The sequence below is a fragment of the Pseudomonas sp. H2_A10 genome (assembly GCF_054680085.1).
Window position 1 is genome coordinate 4,645,196 of sequence record NZ_CP162821.1, and the last position, 14,326, is coordinate 4,659,521.

Genomic DNA, 14,326 nt, shown 5'->3' on the forward strand with positions numbered 1-14,326 from the left:
CCTATGGCCTTCCTGAATACAGTGCGAAAACGTCTCGGCGGCCTCCTTCTGGTGGTGTTCGGGGTTTCGCTGATCACCTTTTCGATTTCCCATCTTATCCCCGGCGATCCGGCGCGCCTGATCGCGGGTGACCGCGCCACGGATGCGATTGTCGAGCATATTCGGCATCAATTGGGCCTGGACCTGCCGCTGTACCAGCAATACGGGCGTTACATGCTTGACCTGTTTCATGGCGACCTGGGCACCTCGATCCGAACCAGCCGCCCGGTGCTTGAAGACTTGCAGGCGTTTTTCCCGGCCACCCTGGAGCTGGCCTTCGCCGCGCTGACATTGTCGATCCTGGTGGGCGTGCCGCTCGGTGTGTTGTCGGCGGTCTACCACAATCGCCTTATCGACCAGATCGCCAGGACCCTGGCGGTAACCGGCATCTCCACCCCCGCCTTCTGGCTGGGCCTGGGGCTGATCGTCGTCTTCTACGGTCATCTGAACTGGCTGCCCGGCAGCGGGCGACTCGATGAAGGCTTGACCCCACCGCCGACGTTTACCGGCTTCTACCTGATCGATTCACTGATTGCCGGCGACATGGCGCTGTTTTGCAACGCACTCAAACACCTGATCCTGCCCGCCGTCACCCTGGGGTTCGTCAACCTGGGGGTTATCGCGCGGCAGATCCGCTCGGCGATGCTGGATCAGCTCGGCGAAGACTACATACGCACGGCACGCGCCTACGGGTTGTCGAAGTGGACCGTGATCCTTCGCCATGCGCTGCCCAATGCACTGATTCCTTCCATCACGGTGCTGGGCTTGACCCTCGGCGACCTGCTGTATGGCGCGGTGCTGACCGAAACGGTGTTCGCCTGGCCGGGCATGGGCGCCTACGTCGTCAAGTCAATCCAATCGCTGGATTTCCCGGCCGTCATGGGCTTCGCCATCCTGGTGTCGTTCATCTACGTACTGCTCAACATGACCATCGATCTGTTGTATCGCGTGATCGACCCGCGCATTGGCGAGGTTAACTGACAATGTCTGATTCCCTGGTTGCACCTGCCGTCAAACCGCTGCCGAAAATGAACCGCTGGCAGGACAAGCTCGCGTACTTGGCCCACCAGCTAAGGCGCAGCCCGCTGACCATGGCCGGGCTGCTGATCACCCTCGCGGTGCTGCTGGTGATGCTGTTCGCACCGTGGCTCGCGCCCCATGACCCCAACGCATTGAACCTGGCGCAGCGGCTGGCGGCGCCTTCGGCGCAGCATTGGTTCGGCACCGATGAAGTCGGGCGTGACCTGTTCAGCCGGGTGCTGTACGGCAGCCGGCAATCGGTGGGCGTCGGCCTGTTCGTGGCCTTCACGTCGTGCCTGACCGGTGGCTTGCTCGGTTGCATGTCCGGGATCATTGGCGGGCGCTTCGACCGCCTGGTGATGCGTGTGATGGACATCATGCTGTCGGTGCCGTCGCTGGTGCTGATCATGGCGCTGGCCGCCGCGTTGGGCCCCAGCCTGTTCAATGCGATGCTGGCGATTACCCTGGTGCGGGTTCCGTTCTATGTGCGCCTGGCGCGTGGCCAGGCCCTGAGCATTCGGCAGATGGGCTACGTGAAAGCCGCCGAAACCTTCGGCGCGGGGCGCTGGCACATGGTGAGCTGGCATGTCGCCCGCAACGCCATGCCGCCCCTGCTGGTGCAACTGAGCCTGGATATCGGCAGCGCGATCCTGATGGCCTCCGCCTTGGGCTTCATCGGCCTGGGTGCGCAGCAACCGACCGCCGAATGGGGCGCCATGGTCGCCACCGGACGCAACTATATTCTTGACCAGTGGTGGTACTCCACCTTTCCAGGGGTCGCAATCTTGATCACCGCGACCGGGTTCAACTTATTGGGCGACGGCGTACGCGACCTGCTCGACCCACGCCAGCAGGGGAAATGAGCATGCCTATCCAGCCACAGGTCACTGCCCATTCACGCGAACCCGTGCTGTCCATCGACAACCTGCGGATTGAATTCCCGGCATACCGCAGCACCGTAAAAGCGCTCAACGGTGTCTCCCTGGAGGTCAAGGCCGGCGAAATTGTCGGCGTGATCGGTGAGTCGGGCTCGGGAAAATCTGTGACCGCCATGCTGAGCATGCGCTTGCTGCCGGAACGCGCCTACGCGGTCAAAAGCGGGGCGCTGCGCATTCTGGGACGAGACATGCTGGGCGCCTTGGAAAAAGATCTGCTCAAGGTGCGTGGCAAAGACGTCGCGATGATTTTTCAAGAGCCGATGACCGCACTCAACCCGACCCGGCGTATCGGCCGGCAGATGCTCGATGTGATCATTCATCACCAAAAGCTGAGCACGTGCGCAGCCCGCGCCAAAGCCATCGCCTTGCTGCGCGACATGCACATCGCCGACCCCGAGCAGGTCATGCACAGTTACCCGTTCGAACTGTCCGGCGGCATGCGCCAGCGGGTCATGATCGCCTTGGCGTTCTCCTGCGATCCGCAATTGTTGATCGCCGACGAGCCGACCACCGCGCTCGACGTCACCGTGCAGCGCCAGGTCTTGTTGCTGCTGCGCGAAAAGGCTCGCCAACGGGGCACGGCGATCCTGCTGATTACCCATGACATGGCTCTGGTCTCGCAGTTTTGCGACCGGGTGTACGTGATGTACACCGGCGCGGTGGTCGAGCAAGGCATGACCGCCCAGGTAATGGCTGATCCCCGTCATCCCTACACGAAGGGGTTGCTCTGCGGCTTGCCGGAACAGGTCGAGCCAGGTCAGGACCTGATGACCATCCCAGGCCAGGTGCCCAACCTGGCCGCCTTGCCCGAAGGCTGCACGTTTCGCGACCGCTGCCCCCATGCCATGGCGCGCTGTGCCGAGCGCCCGCCGATGCAGACCGTCGATGCCGCAACCGGCCACCAAAGCGCGTGTTGGTTGGTCGAGGCGCCCTCCCCCTCATCCCTGGAGTTGCACTCATGAATGACATCGCCACGCTCGCCACCCGCCCGCCCATCCTGGGCTTGCAGGACGTCAGGGTGCACTACCCGATGGGCACTGACTGGTTGGGAAGACCCAAAGCCGTGGCACACGCGCTCAATGGCATTGACCTGCAGGTGCAGGCCGGTGAAACCCTGGGCATCGTCGGCGAATCAGGCTGCGGCAAGAGCACCCTGGCGCAACTGTTGATGGGCTTGATCAAACCCACGTCAGGCCGGCTCGATTGGGTGTACAACACCGACAGCGAGCGCAGCAGCCATGTGCAGATCGTCTTCCAGGACCCGCAGTCCTCGCTGGACCCACGCCTGCCGATCTGGAAAATCATCACTGAACCGCTCTACGTACAACGTAGCGCTCCCCGCCAGAATATGCGCGACATTGCCGCCAAAGTCGCCGCGCAGGTCGGCATCCGGGCTGAGTATCTCGACCGCTACCCTCACCAGTTTTCCGGCGGGCAGCGCCAACGCATCGCGATCGCGCGGGCGCTGTCGTCGGACCCGGACATTATCGTCCTGGACGAGCCCACCTCCGCGCTGGACATTTCGGTACAGGCGCAAATCCTCAATCTGTTGAGTGAGCTGCAGCGCGCTCGGCAACTGACCTATATCCTCATTTCCCACAACGTATCGGTGGTGCGCCATATGGCGGACCGGGTGGCCGTCATGTACCTGGGACAGGTGGTGGAGCTGGGTTCTGCGGCGCAGGTGCTGGAGCATCCGCGCCATCCCTATACGCGCTTGTTGCTCGAAGCCGTTCCCCGCCTGGGGGCCCGCGTGGACGATGCGCATGTCTCGGCACCGACCGAGTTGCCCGGCAATCGCAACTTGCCCAAAGGCTGCTTTTTCCGTGATCGCTGCCCGCAGGCGACGGTTGGCTGTGAACGACCTCAAGCGTTACTGCCGGCCAGCCGCTCCAGTGGCACTGAGCAAGTCAGATGCCACCTGGCGTCAGCCGGGCAAGGGCTGCCAACCCAACCGGCCGGTTAGCGCGCGGCACAGGCATTGATCGGCGGTACCCGCCCCCGCCACGGCTGCGCCCGCTCCAACTGTGCAGCAAGCGCGAACAAGGTACTTTCTTCGCCAAAACGCGCAGCAAAATGCGCCCCCATCGGCAGGCCGGCCGCGCTCCAGTGCAACGGTACCGACATCGCCGGCTGCCCGGTGGCGTTGAACAGCGCGGTGAACGGCGAGTAGCTGTGGAAGCGTTCGATCAACTCTTCCAGGCTCAAGCGGTCGTCCTGCAGGTCCAGCTCACCGATCGGTACCGGCGCACGGGCCAGGGTCGGCGTGAGGATCAAGTCGTAGTTCTGCATGAACACCGCCAGTTGCCGGCCCAACGCATGGATCCACTCCACCGCGCCGGCGTACTGCGCACCACTGACCTCGCCCTTGCTGCGCAAGATGATCCGCGTACGCGCCTCCAGCTCCTCGGGCTGCACCGCAAAGCCGCGCATCTGGCCCAATACGTCGAGGTAATGACGGGTGCTGGCGCCAATGATGGTAAACACCTGATCGAGAAACTCCGGCAGCGCCACCGGCAGAACTCACCGACTCGACACGGTGGCCCAGGGATTCGCACAGCCTGGCCGCCGCGCGCACGGATTCGACCGCTTCGCTGGATGTCGCCCACGGCCCGAGTTGCTCCACCAGTGCAATCCGCAGCGGCCGTGGATCACGTTGCAGCGCCGAGACATAGGGCTGCGCCTGCAAGGGCGCGGCGTATGGCGCCCCAAGGTCGATACCCGCCGTCGCATCCAGCAACGCGGCACTGTCGCGTACCGACAAGGTGATGGCGTGGGGCGTGCCCATCCCCGCCCACCCTTCGCCAATCATCGGCCCCGAAGGTAACAACCCGCGACTCGGCTTGAGGCCAAACACCCCGCAGCAGGAGGCCGGCACGCGCAGCGAACCACCGCCATCGTTGCCATGGGCAAACGGCACCACGCGCGCCGCCACCAGGGCCGCCGCGCCGCCGCTGGAACCGCCCGCGCTGTGGCTGATGTTCCAAGGGTTGCGCGTGGCACCAAAGCGGTTGGACTCGGTGGAGTACGAGGTGCCGAATTCGGGCGAGGTGCTGGTACCGGCAATCACGCAACCGGCTCGGCGCAGACGGGTCACGAGCTCAGCGTCGAAGTCGGCGCGAAACCCTCCCAGCGCCTGGGAACCATTGGTCATGGCCACGCCGTTGACCGGCGAGAACAGGTCCTTGATCAACGTCGGCACGCCGGCAAACACCCCGGCACCGGGCTGCAGGGTGCGAGCGGCTTCACGGGCCGAATCGTACAGGCGCTCGGCCACGGCATTGAGCTGCGGCTCGACCAGCTCGATGCGGTCGATGACCGCCTCCAGCAGCTCGCCGGGTTGCAGCTCGCCGCGCCGCAGCCACTCGGCCAAGCCGGTGGCGTCTTCGGTGTCCAGCAGGTTGTGGATGTCCATGTGCATGTCCTCTTGATTACGAATGACTTGAGCCGAACGTTCGGGTCGCCGCCTTGCGTCGCGCTTGCAGGCCGGCCAGCGCCCAGACCAGGGCGGAGACCACACTGGCGAACGCCAGCCACTGAATGGAAAGGCGCAGGTCGCCAGAGCGGGCACTGAGCAGTGCCACCACCAACGGGCTGACGAACTGGCCGAAATACAGGCAAGAGGTGAACCCGCCCAGGCCGCGCCCACGGGTTCTGGCGCTGAGGGCATTCATCACCGGCGCCATCGCGTTGGGCACCAGCAGCCCGGCGCCCAGGCCGTGAATCAGCACCGCCAGCAGTACTGCGTTGTAGCTTTGCCCGCGCATCAGCAGCCACAGCCCCAACCCCAGCAACGTCAGCAGCAACGCGTTGCAGCCGGCGATACCGATGCGGCGGCGCAGCAACGGCCAGGCCAGCGAACCGCCGAGGGTCGCCAGCAGGCTCAACCCCGCTGACAGCCCGATCATCGTGCTCGACGTTACGCCCAGGCCGACCAGCAGAATCGGCGCCTGGATCGGCACCACAAAACTCAGGATCATGCCGCACAGAATCAGCAGGTAACCGATCACCACGGGCAGGATCGCCACCCGCCCCTCTTCAGGCCTATCGACGGGCTGTCGGCTGGCCGCGGGCTCCCACAGCACTTTCATCATCACCGGCACCAGCAACAATGGCAGCAGGTACAGCAGGAACGGTTGGCGCCAGGAATGCTCGCCCATCGCCCCGCCCACTACGAAGAACAGCGCGCCCACCAGGCCGATGGTCACCACTTGCCGGTTGATGTAGCGCATGCGTTCCTCGCCGTGCCAATAGTCGGCGATCAGCGTGGCGCAACAGGTCATGACCGCCGCTTCGGCGGCACCGAACAACAGGCGTATCCCCACAATGGTCGGCAAATTGTCCAGTACCGCCGGCAACGCGCCGAGCACGGCGTAGAGCAAGGTAGCGAGGATCAGCAAGTTTTTGCGCCCGACCCGGTCGGCCAACCAGCCGGCCAGGGGCGCGCACACTGCAATCGCCAATGCCGGCCCGGTAACCACCAGCGGCACCAGCATGTCGGCATGCGATTGCAGCGGGCCGAACTCGGCGCCGAGCTTGGGCAGCACCGGCGCCACCATGACCGCGCCCATGATGGTCAGGCTACTGCCCAGCATCAGCACCAGCCCTTCGCGGCGCCCGGTGGCTTGACGGGGTGATGCGCTATCAGAACGTAATGGGTTCATGGCCAGCCCCTTAAAAGCTTTGAGAAATACGCAGCGCCACGGTGTAGCCTTCGGCCCGGTTGCGGGCGTCGGTTTCCTTGTAGGCATGCAGCCAGATGGGTGGCAGGCCGGGCTTGAAGTAGCTCACCGCCGGCCCCACCGCCAACACTCGTGCGCGATTGCCCGATTGCAGCCCCGGCGCGTCGTCATCGCTGAACTGGCGGTAGTAGTAACCGCCCAGGCCCAGGGTCCAGGGACCCACATGCTGGCCCACGGCAAATTCGTGGCGGTACTCGACACCGTTTTTGTAGTCGGTCGCGGGGTTGCGCGTGTTGACGTCGACTTCAAAGCTTGAAGACACCTCAAAGCCACTGTCGGTGATGTAGGTGGCGTTGACGATCGGCGAGAACGTCCAGTGGTTGAGCCCCGGGGAAATCAAGCGATTCTTGTCGTAGTCGCCGGTGGGTGCCTGGATCTGCAACTGGGTGTTGATGAACAGGTTCGGCGACAGGTTCCACTGCAGGATCAGCGGCAGAAATTGCATGTCGGCCATTCGGAACGGATCGGCTTCCAGATGCAAGGGCCCGACCGGCGTCGGCACCTTGACGGAAGCGTCCATCTTGAAGAACGGCACCACCACCCCGTAGCCGTAGTTGGCGCCCAGCACGGTGTGATCCGTCATGCGCATGTAGGCGACGCCGATGGACAACACATCCAGTGAGAAGTGGTTGTCGACGGAGCGCCCGTGGCGATCCTTCTGCACGTTGGCCGAATAGAACGCCGTTCGCAGCCCCAGCGTGCCGAACGGCGTGGCCGGCGGCATCATCCCCGCGCCGAAGTCATACACCCCGACCGCCGTGGTCGGCGCACCGTTCTCGGTAGCCTGGGCCGCGGCGCAGCAGCCGAGCAACCCCAGGGTGAACAGCGTCATGCGTGCGGCGCTTGCGTTATTGTTGTTGCTCATCGAATGCCCTCCCATCAAGTGGTGTGGGCCATCGTATTGAGCAGCGCTGGGGGCGGGTTATCCGTTTTCAGCAGAGTTGAGCGCGTCGCAGGGTCTGCGAAGGGCTTTCGCCAAACATGGTGCGGTAATCGCCCGAGAACCGGCTCAGGTGCCAGAAACCCCAGCGCGCCGCCACGGCCTGGACCCCTTGCGGCGGCATGCTCATACGCAGTTCGCGACGCACCGCGTTGAGGCGCAATGCACGCAAATAGGCCACCGGGTTGATCCCCAGGGTTTCCTGGAAGCAGTACTGGAGTTTGCGCCGGCTGGCGCCGATGTGGTTGCACAGGTCGAGGATCGACAGCGGCTCATCGAGATGACTGAGCGCGTACTCGCGGGCGCGGTCGACCATTCGTTTACGCGCCGTGGGGTTCAGGGGTGGCGCCTGGTCCGGCGCAATCAGCTCCAGTACGTGCAGCATCACCGTATCGCGGATGCCGCGACGGATCGCGTCATGCCCGAACAGCGCGTCACGCTTTTGCTCGCACCCTGCCAGTGCGTCGAACAAGGACGAGAGTGCCTGTTGCACCGGTGAGTCGCCCAAACGGTAACACTTGGGAAGATCGGTAATTCGAAAGGGGCTGCCCTGTCGTTCCAGAATGTGTTGCAGCACGTGCTCGTCAATCGCCACGCTGAGCAGGTCAAGGTGCTGGGGCGTATGCAGCTCGGGCAGGTTGCGCCCGTGGGCAACCAGCAGGCTGGGGTCGTGAATCGGGTGCCCGGCACAGTACACCGGCCCATGCGCACTCAGCGGCAAGCTGAAGGTGATCGCACCGTCCCAGGCTTCTCCGCTCTTGATCATGGCTTGATTAGAGCGGTCGCGGGCCAGTTGCATCCAGCCCGAGCGGAACTCAATCAGCTCGCCTTCAAAGGCACCCGGCGATAACTGATCGTAGCGAACTTGCCAGCCCTGCATATTGCGGGCGTGCTCATCGATGTCACTCGTCAGGAAGCGCTGGAGGGGCGGCATAGACCGCACCGTCTTCGAAACCGCGGGCATCCGCTCATTATTGTTGTTCATGGACCCGACCTTTTTCAGTTGCAAGGCTTACGGGTCACCTACAAGGCAAGTTCCATTCCGAACTCAGGACAGGTCGCGCATTTGTGCCGAAAAGGGATAGTGCGCGGGACCAACACAGGTCGCCCGCGGGCCAATACGTTCATCTGTTAACGATTTTTTGCGCATCACGGCTTTATATTTTTCAGCTCGTTGAGCAGGCCCAGCAACTGCTCCATTTTTTCCGCGCCAAACTGTTCTTCGATCTTGCGGTAGTTGCTTTCCATGCCTTCGCTCATCGACACAAAACACTGCTGGCCGCGTTCGGTGAGGCCGACGAATACGCGCCGCTGGTCCTGGCTGGACTTTTGCCGACGCACCAGGCCATCGCGCTCCAGGCGGGTCAATACGCCGGTCATGCTGGGTTTCAGGATGCAGGCCTGCTGGGCAAGTTGATGGCTTTCCAATTCGCCCTGCTGGCGCAGGATGCGAATCACCCGCCACTGCTGTTCGGTCAGTTCATGCTTGTTCAGCGCCGGCCGGAAAAACGCCATGGCGGCTTCACGGGCTTGCAGCAGGGTCAGGGTCAGCGAAGGTCTGGGGTTGGCCATATCGGCACCACGTGGATGATCGAGTCGGCAGCTTAGTGTCGCCGCCCGGCGCACGCAAGCCTGTGAAAAGTGCAATCGGTTCCGTGTAAAAGCCATTCTGTGCGAGCGCCGCGCTGGTCATGCTGACCCGACGAAATCAACAAGACCAAGGCGCAACGGCCCATGCCTGGCTCAACGCAAACCCAATTGCCGCTGGCGATACTCCCCCGGCGTGAGCTGTGCGTAGCGCTGGAAAAAACGACTGAAATAGGCCGGGTCCTTGAACCCGAGCTGGTAGCAGATTTCGTTGGCGGAGCTGCCGGTGAACAACAGCAGGCGCTTGGCCTCCTGCATCAGGCGCTCCAGGATCAGGCGCTTGGACGGCAGGTCGGCGATGCGTCGGCACACATCGTTGAGGCGCGCCTCTGTCACGCCGATGCCTTGCGCATACCGCGACAACGGCCAGTGTTGCAGGTAGTGCGCTTCGATCAGTTCGTTGAAACGGTGGAAGATCTTCAAGTCTTCGTGCCGCGCGGGCGTGGCTTTCAACGAATGGGAGCACAGCCGCAACAGGCTGACCATGATCAAGCGCGTCAAGCTGTCCAGGGCCGCGCCATGCCCTGGGCGACGGGCGTCCACCTCTTCGCTCAACTCATCGAACAAAAAATCCAGCCGGCGTATTTCACTCGCGTAGTGCGGGCCCAGGTGTGCCAGCGCGACGCACGCCGCCGGCAATTGCGCACCGGCCGGCGCCAGGCTGGGGTCGGTCTCGATCAGTTGCCAGACCAACTGCTGGCGCACCGTCAGCACGTGCCCATCGCTGTCGGCCTCGGTGACGAAGGAGTGCGGCACGGTAGGCGGCGTGAGGAAAAACATCGGCCCGGACTCGACGTACTGCTGGTCGTCCAGGTACACGCGCACGGTGCCGCTCTTGACGTAGTGCACCTGGAAGAACCGGTCATGCCGGTGCACCGGCATGTTGCGTCCGAAGAAACCCGCCAGGTTGGCCAGCCGGTCGTAATGCACCTGCGCGTCGCGGTAGCGCTGGTCGTACACCTGGCCAATGTTGATGTTGGGGATGGGTTGGCGGTCAGTCATCGCACGCTACTCGTTTTTATTGTGATTGCCGTGGCGCCCATCCTGCACCGAATCGCGCAGCGCAACCACCGTGAAGAACGTTTGCCACGCTTGACGATAGTTAACATCTTAATTATAACTGTTAACACATTAACAAACGGAGCCACCCATGGCTCTGCCAGGAGAAAGCATGAGCCGTGCCTTGCATGACGTCGCGACCGGCACCCTGTTCGGTGTCGCGCTGAACTACCAGGGGCTGCTCAAACAGCGCCTTGGCGAATTCGAACAGCCGCCGTATCAAACGCCGCCGATCAAACCGGTGCTGTTTATCAAGACGCCCAACACGCGCAATCGGCACGGCGCCGCGGTGGTACATCCAGGCCAGGGCCAACGCTTGCAACCTGGCCCGGCGCTGGGCGTGGTGATGGGCAAAAGCGCCAGCCGTGTAAGCGCCGCCGAAGCCCTCGACTACGTCGCCGGCTACACCATCGTCAATGAGTTCAGCTTGCCCGAAGACAGCTACTACCGCCCTGCCGTCAAAGCCAAATGCCGTGATGGTTTTTGTGCCGTGGGGCCCGAGTTGATCCCCACCGCGCAAGTCACCGACCCCCATAGCCTGGCGATCACGCTGTACGTCAACGGTGAGGTTCGCCAGCAAGACACCACCGCCAACTTCGTGCGCAACATTCCTTTGCTGATCGCCGAAATCAGCGAGTTCATGACCCTGCACGCCGGCGACGTGTTGATCACCGGCACCCCGCAAGGTCGTGTCGATGTGCAGCCGGGCGACACCATCGAAGTTGAAATCAGCGGTTTGGGCCGCCTCGCCAACCACGTCGTGGCCGAGTAACAGGAGCTTGCATGAAACACGCCCGTATCCAATTTGAAGGCGAAGTCCACCTCGCCCATGTCGAAGACAACAACGCCGTGCGCCTGGCCGATGGTCGGCTGCTGGCCGAGGACCAGGTCCAGTGGCTGCCACCGGCCACCGGCAGCATGTTCGCCCTGGGCCTGAACTACGCCGACCACGCCGCCGAACTGGCGTTCAAGCCGCCCACCGAGCCGCTGACCTTCATCAAGTCCCCCGGCACCTACACCGGCCACAACCAGGTGACCTGGCGCCCGGATAACGTCGCCTACATGCACTACGAGTGCGAACTGGTGGCCGTCATCGGTAAACCTGCGCGCAACGTCAAGCGCGAACACGCCCTGGACTACGTGGCCGGCTACACGGTGTGCAACGACTACGCCATTCGTGACTACCTGGAAAACTACTACCGCCCCAACCTGCGCGTGAAAAACCGCGACGCCACCACGCCTGTCGGCCCGTGGCTCATCGACGTGGCCGATGTGCCCGACCCGAGCAACCTGAGGCTGCGCACCTGGATCAACGGTGAGCTGCGCCAGGAAGGCAGCACAAAGGACATGATTTTCGACATCCCCTACCTGATCGAATACCTGTCCAGCTTCATGACCTTGCAGCCCGGCGACATGATCGCCACGGGTACGCCAGAAGGCCTGGCCGACGTCGTGCCCGGCGATGAAGTGGTGGTGGAAGTCGAAGGCGTAGGCCGCCTGGTCAATCGAATTGTCAGCGAAGCGGCGTTCTTCAACGCCCGTAAAGAGGCTTGAACAGCATGATCAACCATTGGATCAACGGCCGTGAGGTCGAAAGCAAAGACGTGTTCGTCAACTACAACCCGGCCACCGGTGACGCCATCGGTGAAGTCGCCAGCGGCGGCGCCGAGGAAGTGGCGCAGGCGGTGGCGGCGGCCAAGGAAGCCTTTCCGAAATGGGCCGGCACCCCCGCCAAAGAACGCGCGCGCCTGATGCGCAGGCTCGGCGAGCTGATCGAACAGAACGTACCGCGCCTGGCCGAGCTGGAAACCCTCGACACCGGCCTGCCGATTCACCAGACCAAGAACGTGTTGATCCCACGCGCCTCGCACAACTTCGACTTCTTCGCCGAAGTCTGCACGCGCATGGACGGGCACAGCTACCCGGTTGATGACCAGATGCTCAACTACACCCTCTACCAGCCGGTGGGTGTGTGTGCACTGGTTTCGCCGTGGAACGTGCCGTTCATGACGGCCACCTGGAAGACCGCGCCGTGCCTGGCGCTGGGCAATACCGCCGTGCTGAAGATGTCCGAGCTGTCGCCACTGACCGCCAACGAACTGGGGCGCCTGGCCGTCGAAGCCGGCATCCCCAATGGCGTGCTGAACGTGATCCAGGGTTACGGCGCCACCGCCGGCGATGCATTGGTGCGCCACCCGGACGTGCGCGCGATTTCGTTCACCGGCGGCACCGCCACCGGCAAGAAGATCATGCAGACCGCCGGGCTGAAAAAGTACTCCATGGAACTGGGCGGCAAATCGCCGGTGCTGATCTTCGAAGACGCCGACCTTGAGCGTGCCCTCGACGCGGCGCTGTTTACGATTTTTTCGCTCAACGGCGAACGCTGCACCGCCGGCAGCCGGATCTTTATCCAGGAAAGCGTTTACCCGCAGTTCGTCGCCGAGTTTGCCGCGCGCGCCAAACGCCTGATTGTCGGCGACCCGCAAGACCCGAAGACCCAGGTCGGCTCGATGATCACCCAGGCCCACTACGACAAGGTCACCGGCTACATCAAGATCGGCCTCGAAGAAGGCGCCACCCTGCTCGCCGGCGGCCTGGAGCGCCCGGCCAACCTGGCGGCGCACTTGAGCAAAGGCCAGTTCATCCAGCCGACGGTGTTTGCCGATGTGAACAACAACATGCGCATTGCCCAGGAAGAAATCTTCGGCCCGGTGGTCTGCCTGATTCCGTTCAAGGACGAAGCCAGCGCCCTGCAACTGGCCAACGATACCGAATACGGCCTGGCGTCTTACATCTGGACCCAGGACATCGGCAAGGCGCATCGTCTGGCCCATGGCATCGAAGCCGGCATGGTATTCATCAACAGCCAGAACGTGCGCGACCTGCGCCAGCCGTTCGGCGGGGTGAAAGGTTCCGGCACCGGCCGTGAAGGCGGCCAGTACAGCTTCGAGGTGTTCGCCGAAATCAAGAACGTGTGCATCTCGATGGGCAGTCATCACATTCCACGCTGGGGCGTCTGAGCAACACCAAAATCCCCTAAGACAACAACAACAATTTCAGGAGAATCATCATGGGCGAAGTCGTCCTGGCCGCGAAAATCTGCCACGTCCCCTCGATGTATTTGTCGGAGCTGCCCGGCAAACACCATGGCTGCCGTGAGGCGGCGATTGCCGGCCACAAGGAAATCGGCCGGCGTGCCCGCGAACTGGGCGCCGATACCGCCGTGGTGTTCGATGTGCACTGGCTGGTCAACAGCGCCTATCACGTCAACAGCGGCGAGCACTTCAAGGGTATCTACACCAGCAACGAACTGCCGCACTTCATCAAGAACATGGAGTACGAGTACCCGGGCTGCCCGGAGCTGGGCGAGCTGATCGCGCTGGAGGCCAACGCCGCCGACGTGCGTACCCTGGCCCACAACATTCCGAGCCTGGAGCTGGAATACGGCACGCTGGTGCCGATGCGCTACATGCACATGGGCGTGCCGGACGATCAGAAACTCAACGTGGTCTCGATTGCCGCCTGGTGCGCCTGGCACCGCCTGCAAGACAGCTTCACCTTCGGCGCCGCCGTACGCCGGGCCATCGAAAAGAGCGATCGCAAAGTCGTGGTGCTGGCCTCGGGGTCGCTGTCGCACCGCTTCAGCGACGACCGCAACGCCGAAGCCAATATCCATAACTGGACGCGCGAGTTCGACAAGCAGGTCGACCTGCATGTGGTGGAGCTGTGGCGCCAGGGTCGCTGGAAAGAATTCTGCGCCATGCTCCCCGACTACGCCGAGCACTGTTTTGGCGAAGGCAAGATGCACGACACCGCGATGCTTCTGGGGTTGCTTGGCGGGCCGGATTACACCCAGCCCGCCGAGATCATCACCGAACCCTTCGGCAGCTCGGGCACCGGGCAGATCAACGCCATTTTCCCTGTTTGACCGCATGGCCGCC

At 63.1% G+C, this 14,326-nt stretch carries 13 protein-coding genes and 1 pseudogene; 8 read left to right on the top strand and 6 right to left on the bottom strand.

Annotated features, from left to right (window positions below):
* Positions 1-3: 3 nt before the first annotated feature.
* The 4 genes from AB4O23_RS21510 to AB4O23_RS21525 are packed head-to-tail and all read left to right on the top strand — an operon-like array spanning position 4 to position 3,963.
* Entirely contained in the window at positions 4-1,020 is a 1,017-nt protein-coding gene (locus AB4O23_RS21510; protein WP_137220197.1) for an ABC transporter permease, read from the top strand.
* 47 nt (positions 1,021-1,067) lie between these two features.
* Positions 1,068-1,922 carry a D,D-dipeptide ABC transporter permease gene (gene ddpC / locus AB4O23_RS21515; RefSeq protein ID WP_460138700.1) on the top strand — a complete coding sequence of 285 codons (855 nt, stop codon included), beginning with the start codon at positions 1,068-1,070 and terminating at the stop codon, positions 1,920-1,922.
* A gap of 2 nt (positions 1,923-1,924) precedes the next feature.
* Positions 1,925-2,959, top strand: coding sequence for an ABC transporter ATP-binding protein (locus AB4O23_RS21520; protein WP_065877818.1), 1,035 nt, complete (start codon positions 1,925-1,927; stop codon positions 2,957-2,959).
* The gene (locus AB4O23_RS21525) at positions 2,956-3,963 is read left to right on the top strand and encodes an oligopeptide/dipeptide ABC transporter ATP-binding protein (RefSeq protein ID WP_460060481.1); all 1,008 of its coding nucleotides are present in this window, start codon (positions 2,956-2,958) and stop codon (positions 3,961-3,963) included. Before AB4O23_RS21520 ends, AB4O23_RS21525 begins: the two co-directional genes overlap by 4 nt.
* On the opposite strand, the pseudogene AB4O23_RS21530 reads toward AB4O23_RS21525, so the two are convergent.
* The 6 genes and pseudogenes from AB4O23_RS21530 to hpaA form a co-directional block, all read right to left on the bottom strand.
* A pseudogene (locus tag AB4O23_RS21530) lies at positions 3,960-5,412 on the bottom strand (amidase). The gene AB4O23_RS21525 and the pseudogene AB4O23_RS21530 sit on opposite strands and share 4 nt — an antisense overlap.
* A gap of 16 nt (positions 5,413-5,428) precedes the next feature.
* Positions 5,429-6,661, bottom strand: coding sequence for an MFS transporter (locus AB4O23_RS21535; RefSeq protein ID WP_065877812.1), 1,233 nt, complete (start codon positions 6,659-6,661; stop codon positions 5,429-5,431).
* A 10-nt stretch (positions 6,662-6,671) separates the two neighbouring features.
* Positions 6,672-7,604, bottom strand: coding sequence for a SphA family protein (locus AB4O23_RS21540; protein ID WP_017528307.1), 933 nt, complete (start codon positions 7,602-7,604; stop codon positions 6,672-6,674).
* 67 nt (positions 7,605-7,671) lie between these two features.
* Positions 7,672-8,664 carry a helix-turn-helix domain-containing protein gene (locus AB4O23_RS21545; protein WP_026067289.1) on the bottom strand — a complete coding sequence of 331 codons (993 nt, stop codon included), beginning with the start codon at positions 8,662-8,664 and terminating at the stop codon, positions 7,672-7,674.
* Between the two features lie 164 nt (positions 8,665-8,828).
* Entirely contained in the window at positions 8,829-9,251 is a 423-nt protein-coding gene (hpaR, locus tag AB4O23_RS21550; protein WP_017528305.1) for a homoprotocatechuate degradation operon regulator HpaR, read from the bottom strand.
* 171 nt (positions 9,252-9,422) lie between these two features.
* On the bottom strand, positions 9,423-10,328 hold the full coding sequence (gene hpaA, locus AB4O23_RS21555) for a 4-hydroxyphenylacetate catabolism regulatory protein HpaA (RefSeq protein WP_017528304.1): 906 nt from the start codon (positions 10,326-10,328) through the stop codon (positions 9,423-9,425).
* 169 nt (positions 10,329-10,497) lie between these two features.
* Here hpaA and AB4O23_RS21560 point away from each other — a divergent pair, with 169 nt between their 5' ends.
* Genes AB4O23_RS21560 through hpaD form a run of 4 tightly spaced genes read left to right on the top strand, consistent with a single transcriptional unit; the run spans position 10,498 to position 14,313 of the window.
* Positions 10,498-11,157 (top strand): fumarylacetoacetate hydrolase family protein, encoded by a 660-nt coding sequence (locus tag AB4O23_RS21560; protein WP_065877810.1) that lies wholly within the window; start codon positions 10,498-10,500, stop codon positions 11,155-11,157.
* An 11-nt stretch (positions 11,158-11,168) separates the two neighbouring features.
* Positions 11,169-11,939, top strand: a complete 771-nt coding sequence (locus tag AB4O23_RS21565; RefSeq protein ID WP_460150249.1) for a fumarylacetoacetate hydrolase family protein — start codon at positions 11,169-11,171, stop codon at positions 11,937-11,939.
* 5 nt (positions 11,940-11,944) lie between these two features.
* Positions 11,945-13,405, top strand: a complete 1,461-nt coding sequence (gene hpaE, locus AB4O23_RS21570) for a 5-carboxymethyl-2-hydroxymuconate semialdehyde dehydrogenase (RefSeq protein WP_065877806.1) — start codon at positions 11,945-11,947, stop codon at positions 13,403-13,405.
* A 50-nt stretch (positions 13,406-13,455) separates the two neighbouring features.
* Entirely contained in the window at positions 13,456-14,313 is an 858-nt protein-coding gene (hpaD, locus tag AB4O23_RS21575) for a 3,4-dihydroxyphenylacetate 2,3-dioxygenase (protein ID WP_017528300.1), read from the top strand.
* The last annotated feature ends 13 nt before the right edge of the window (positions 14,314-14,326 follow it).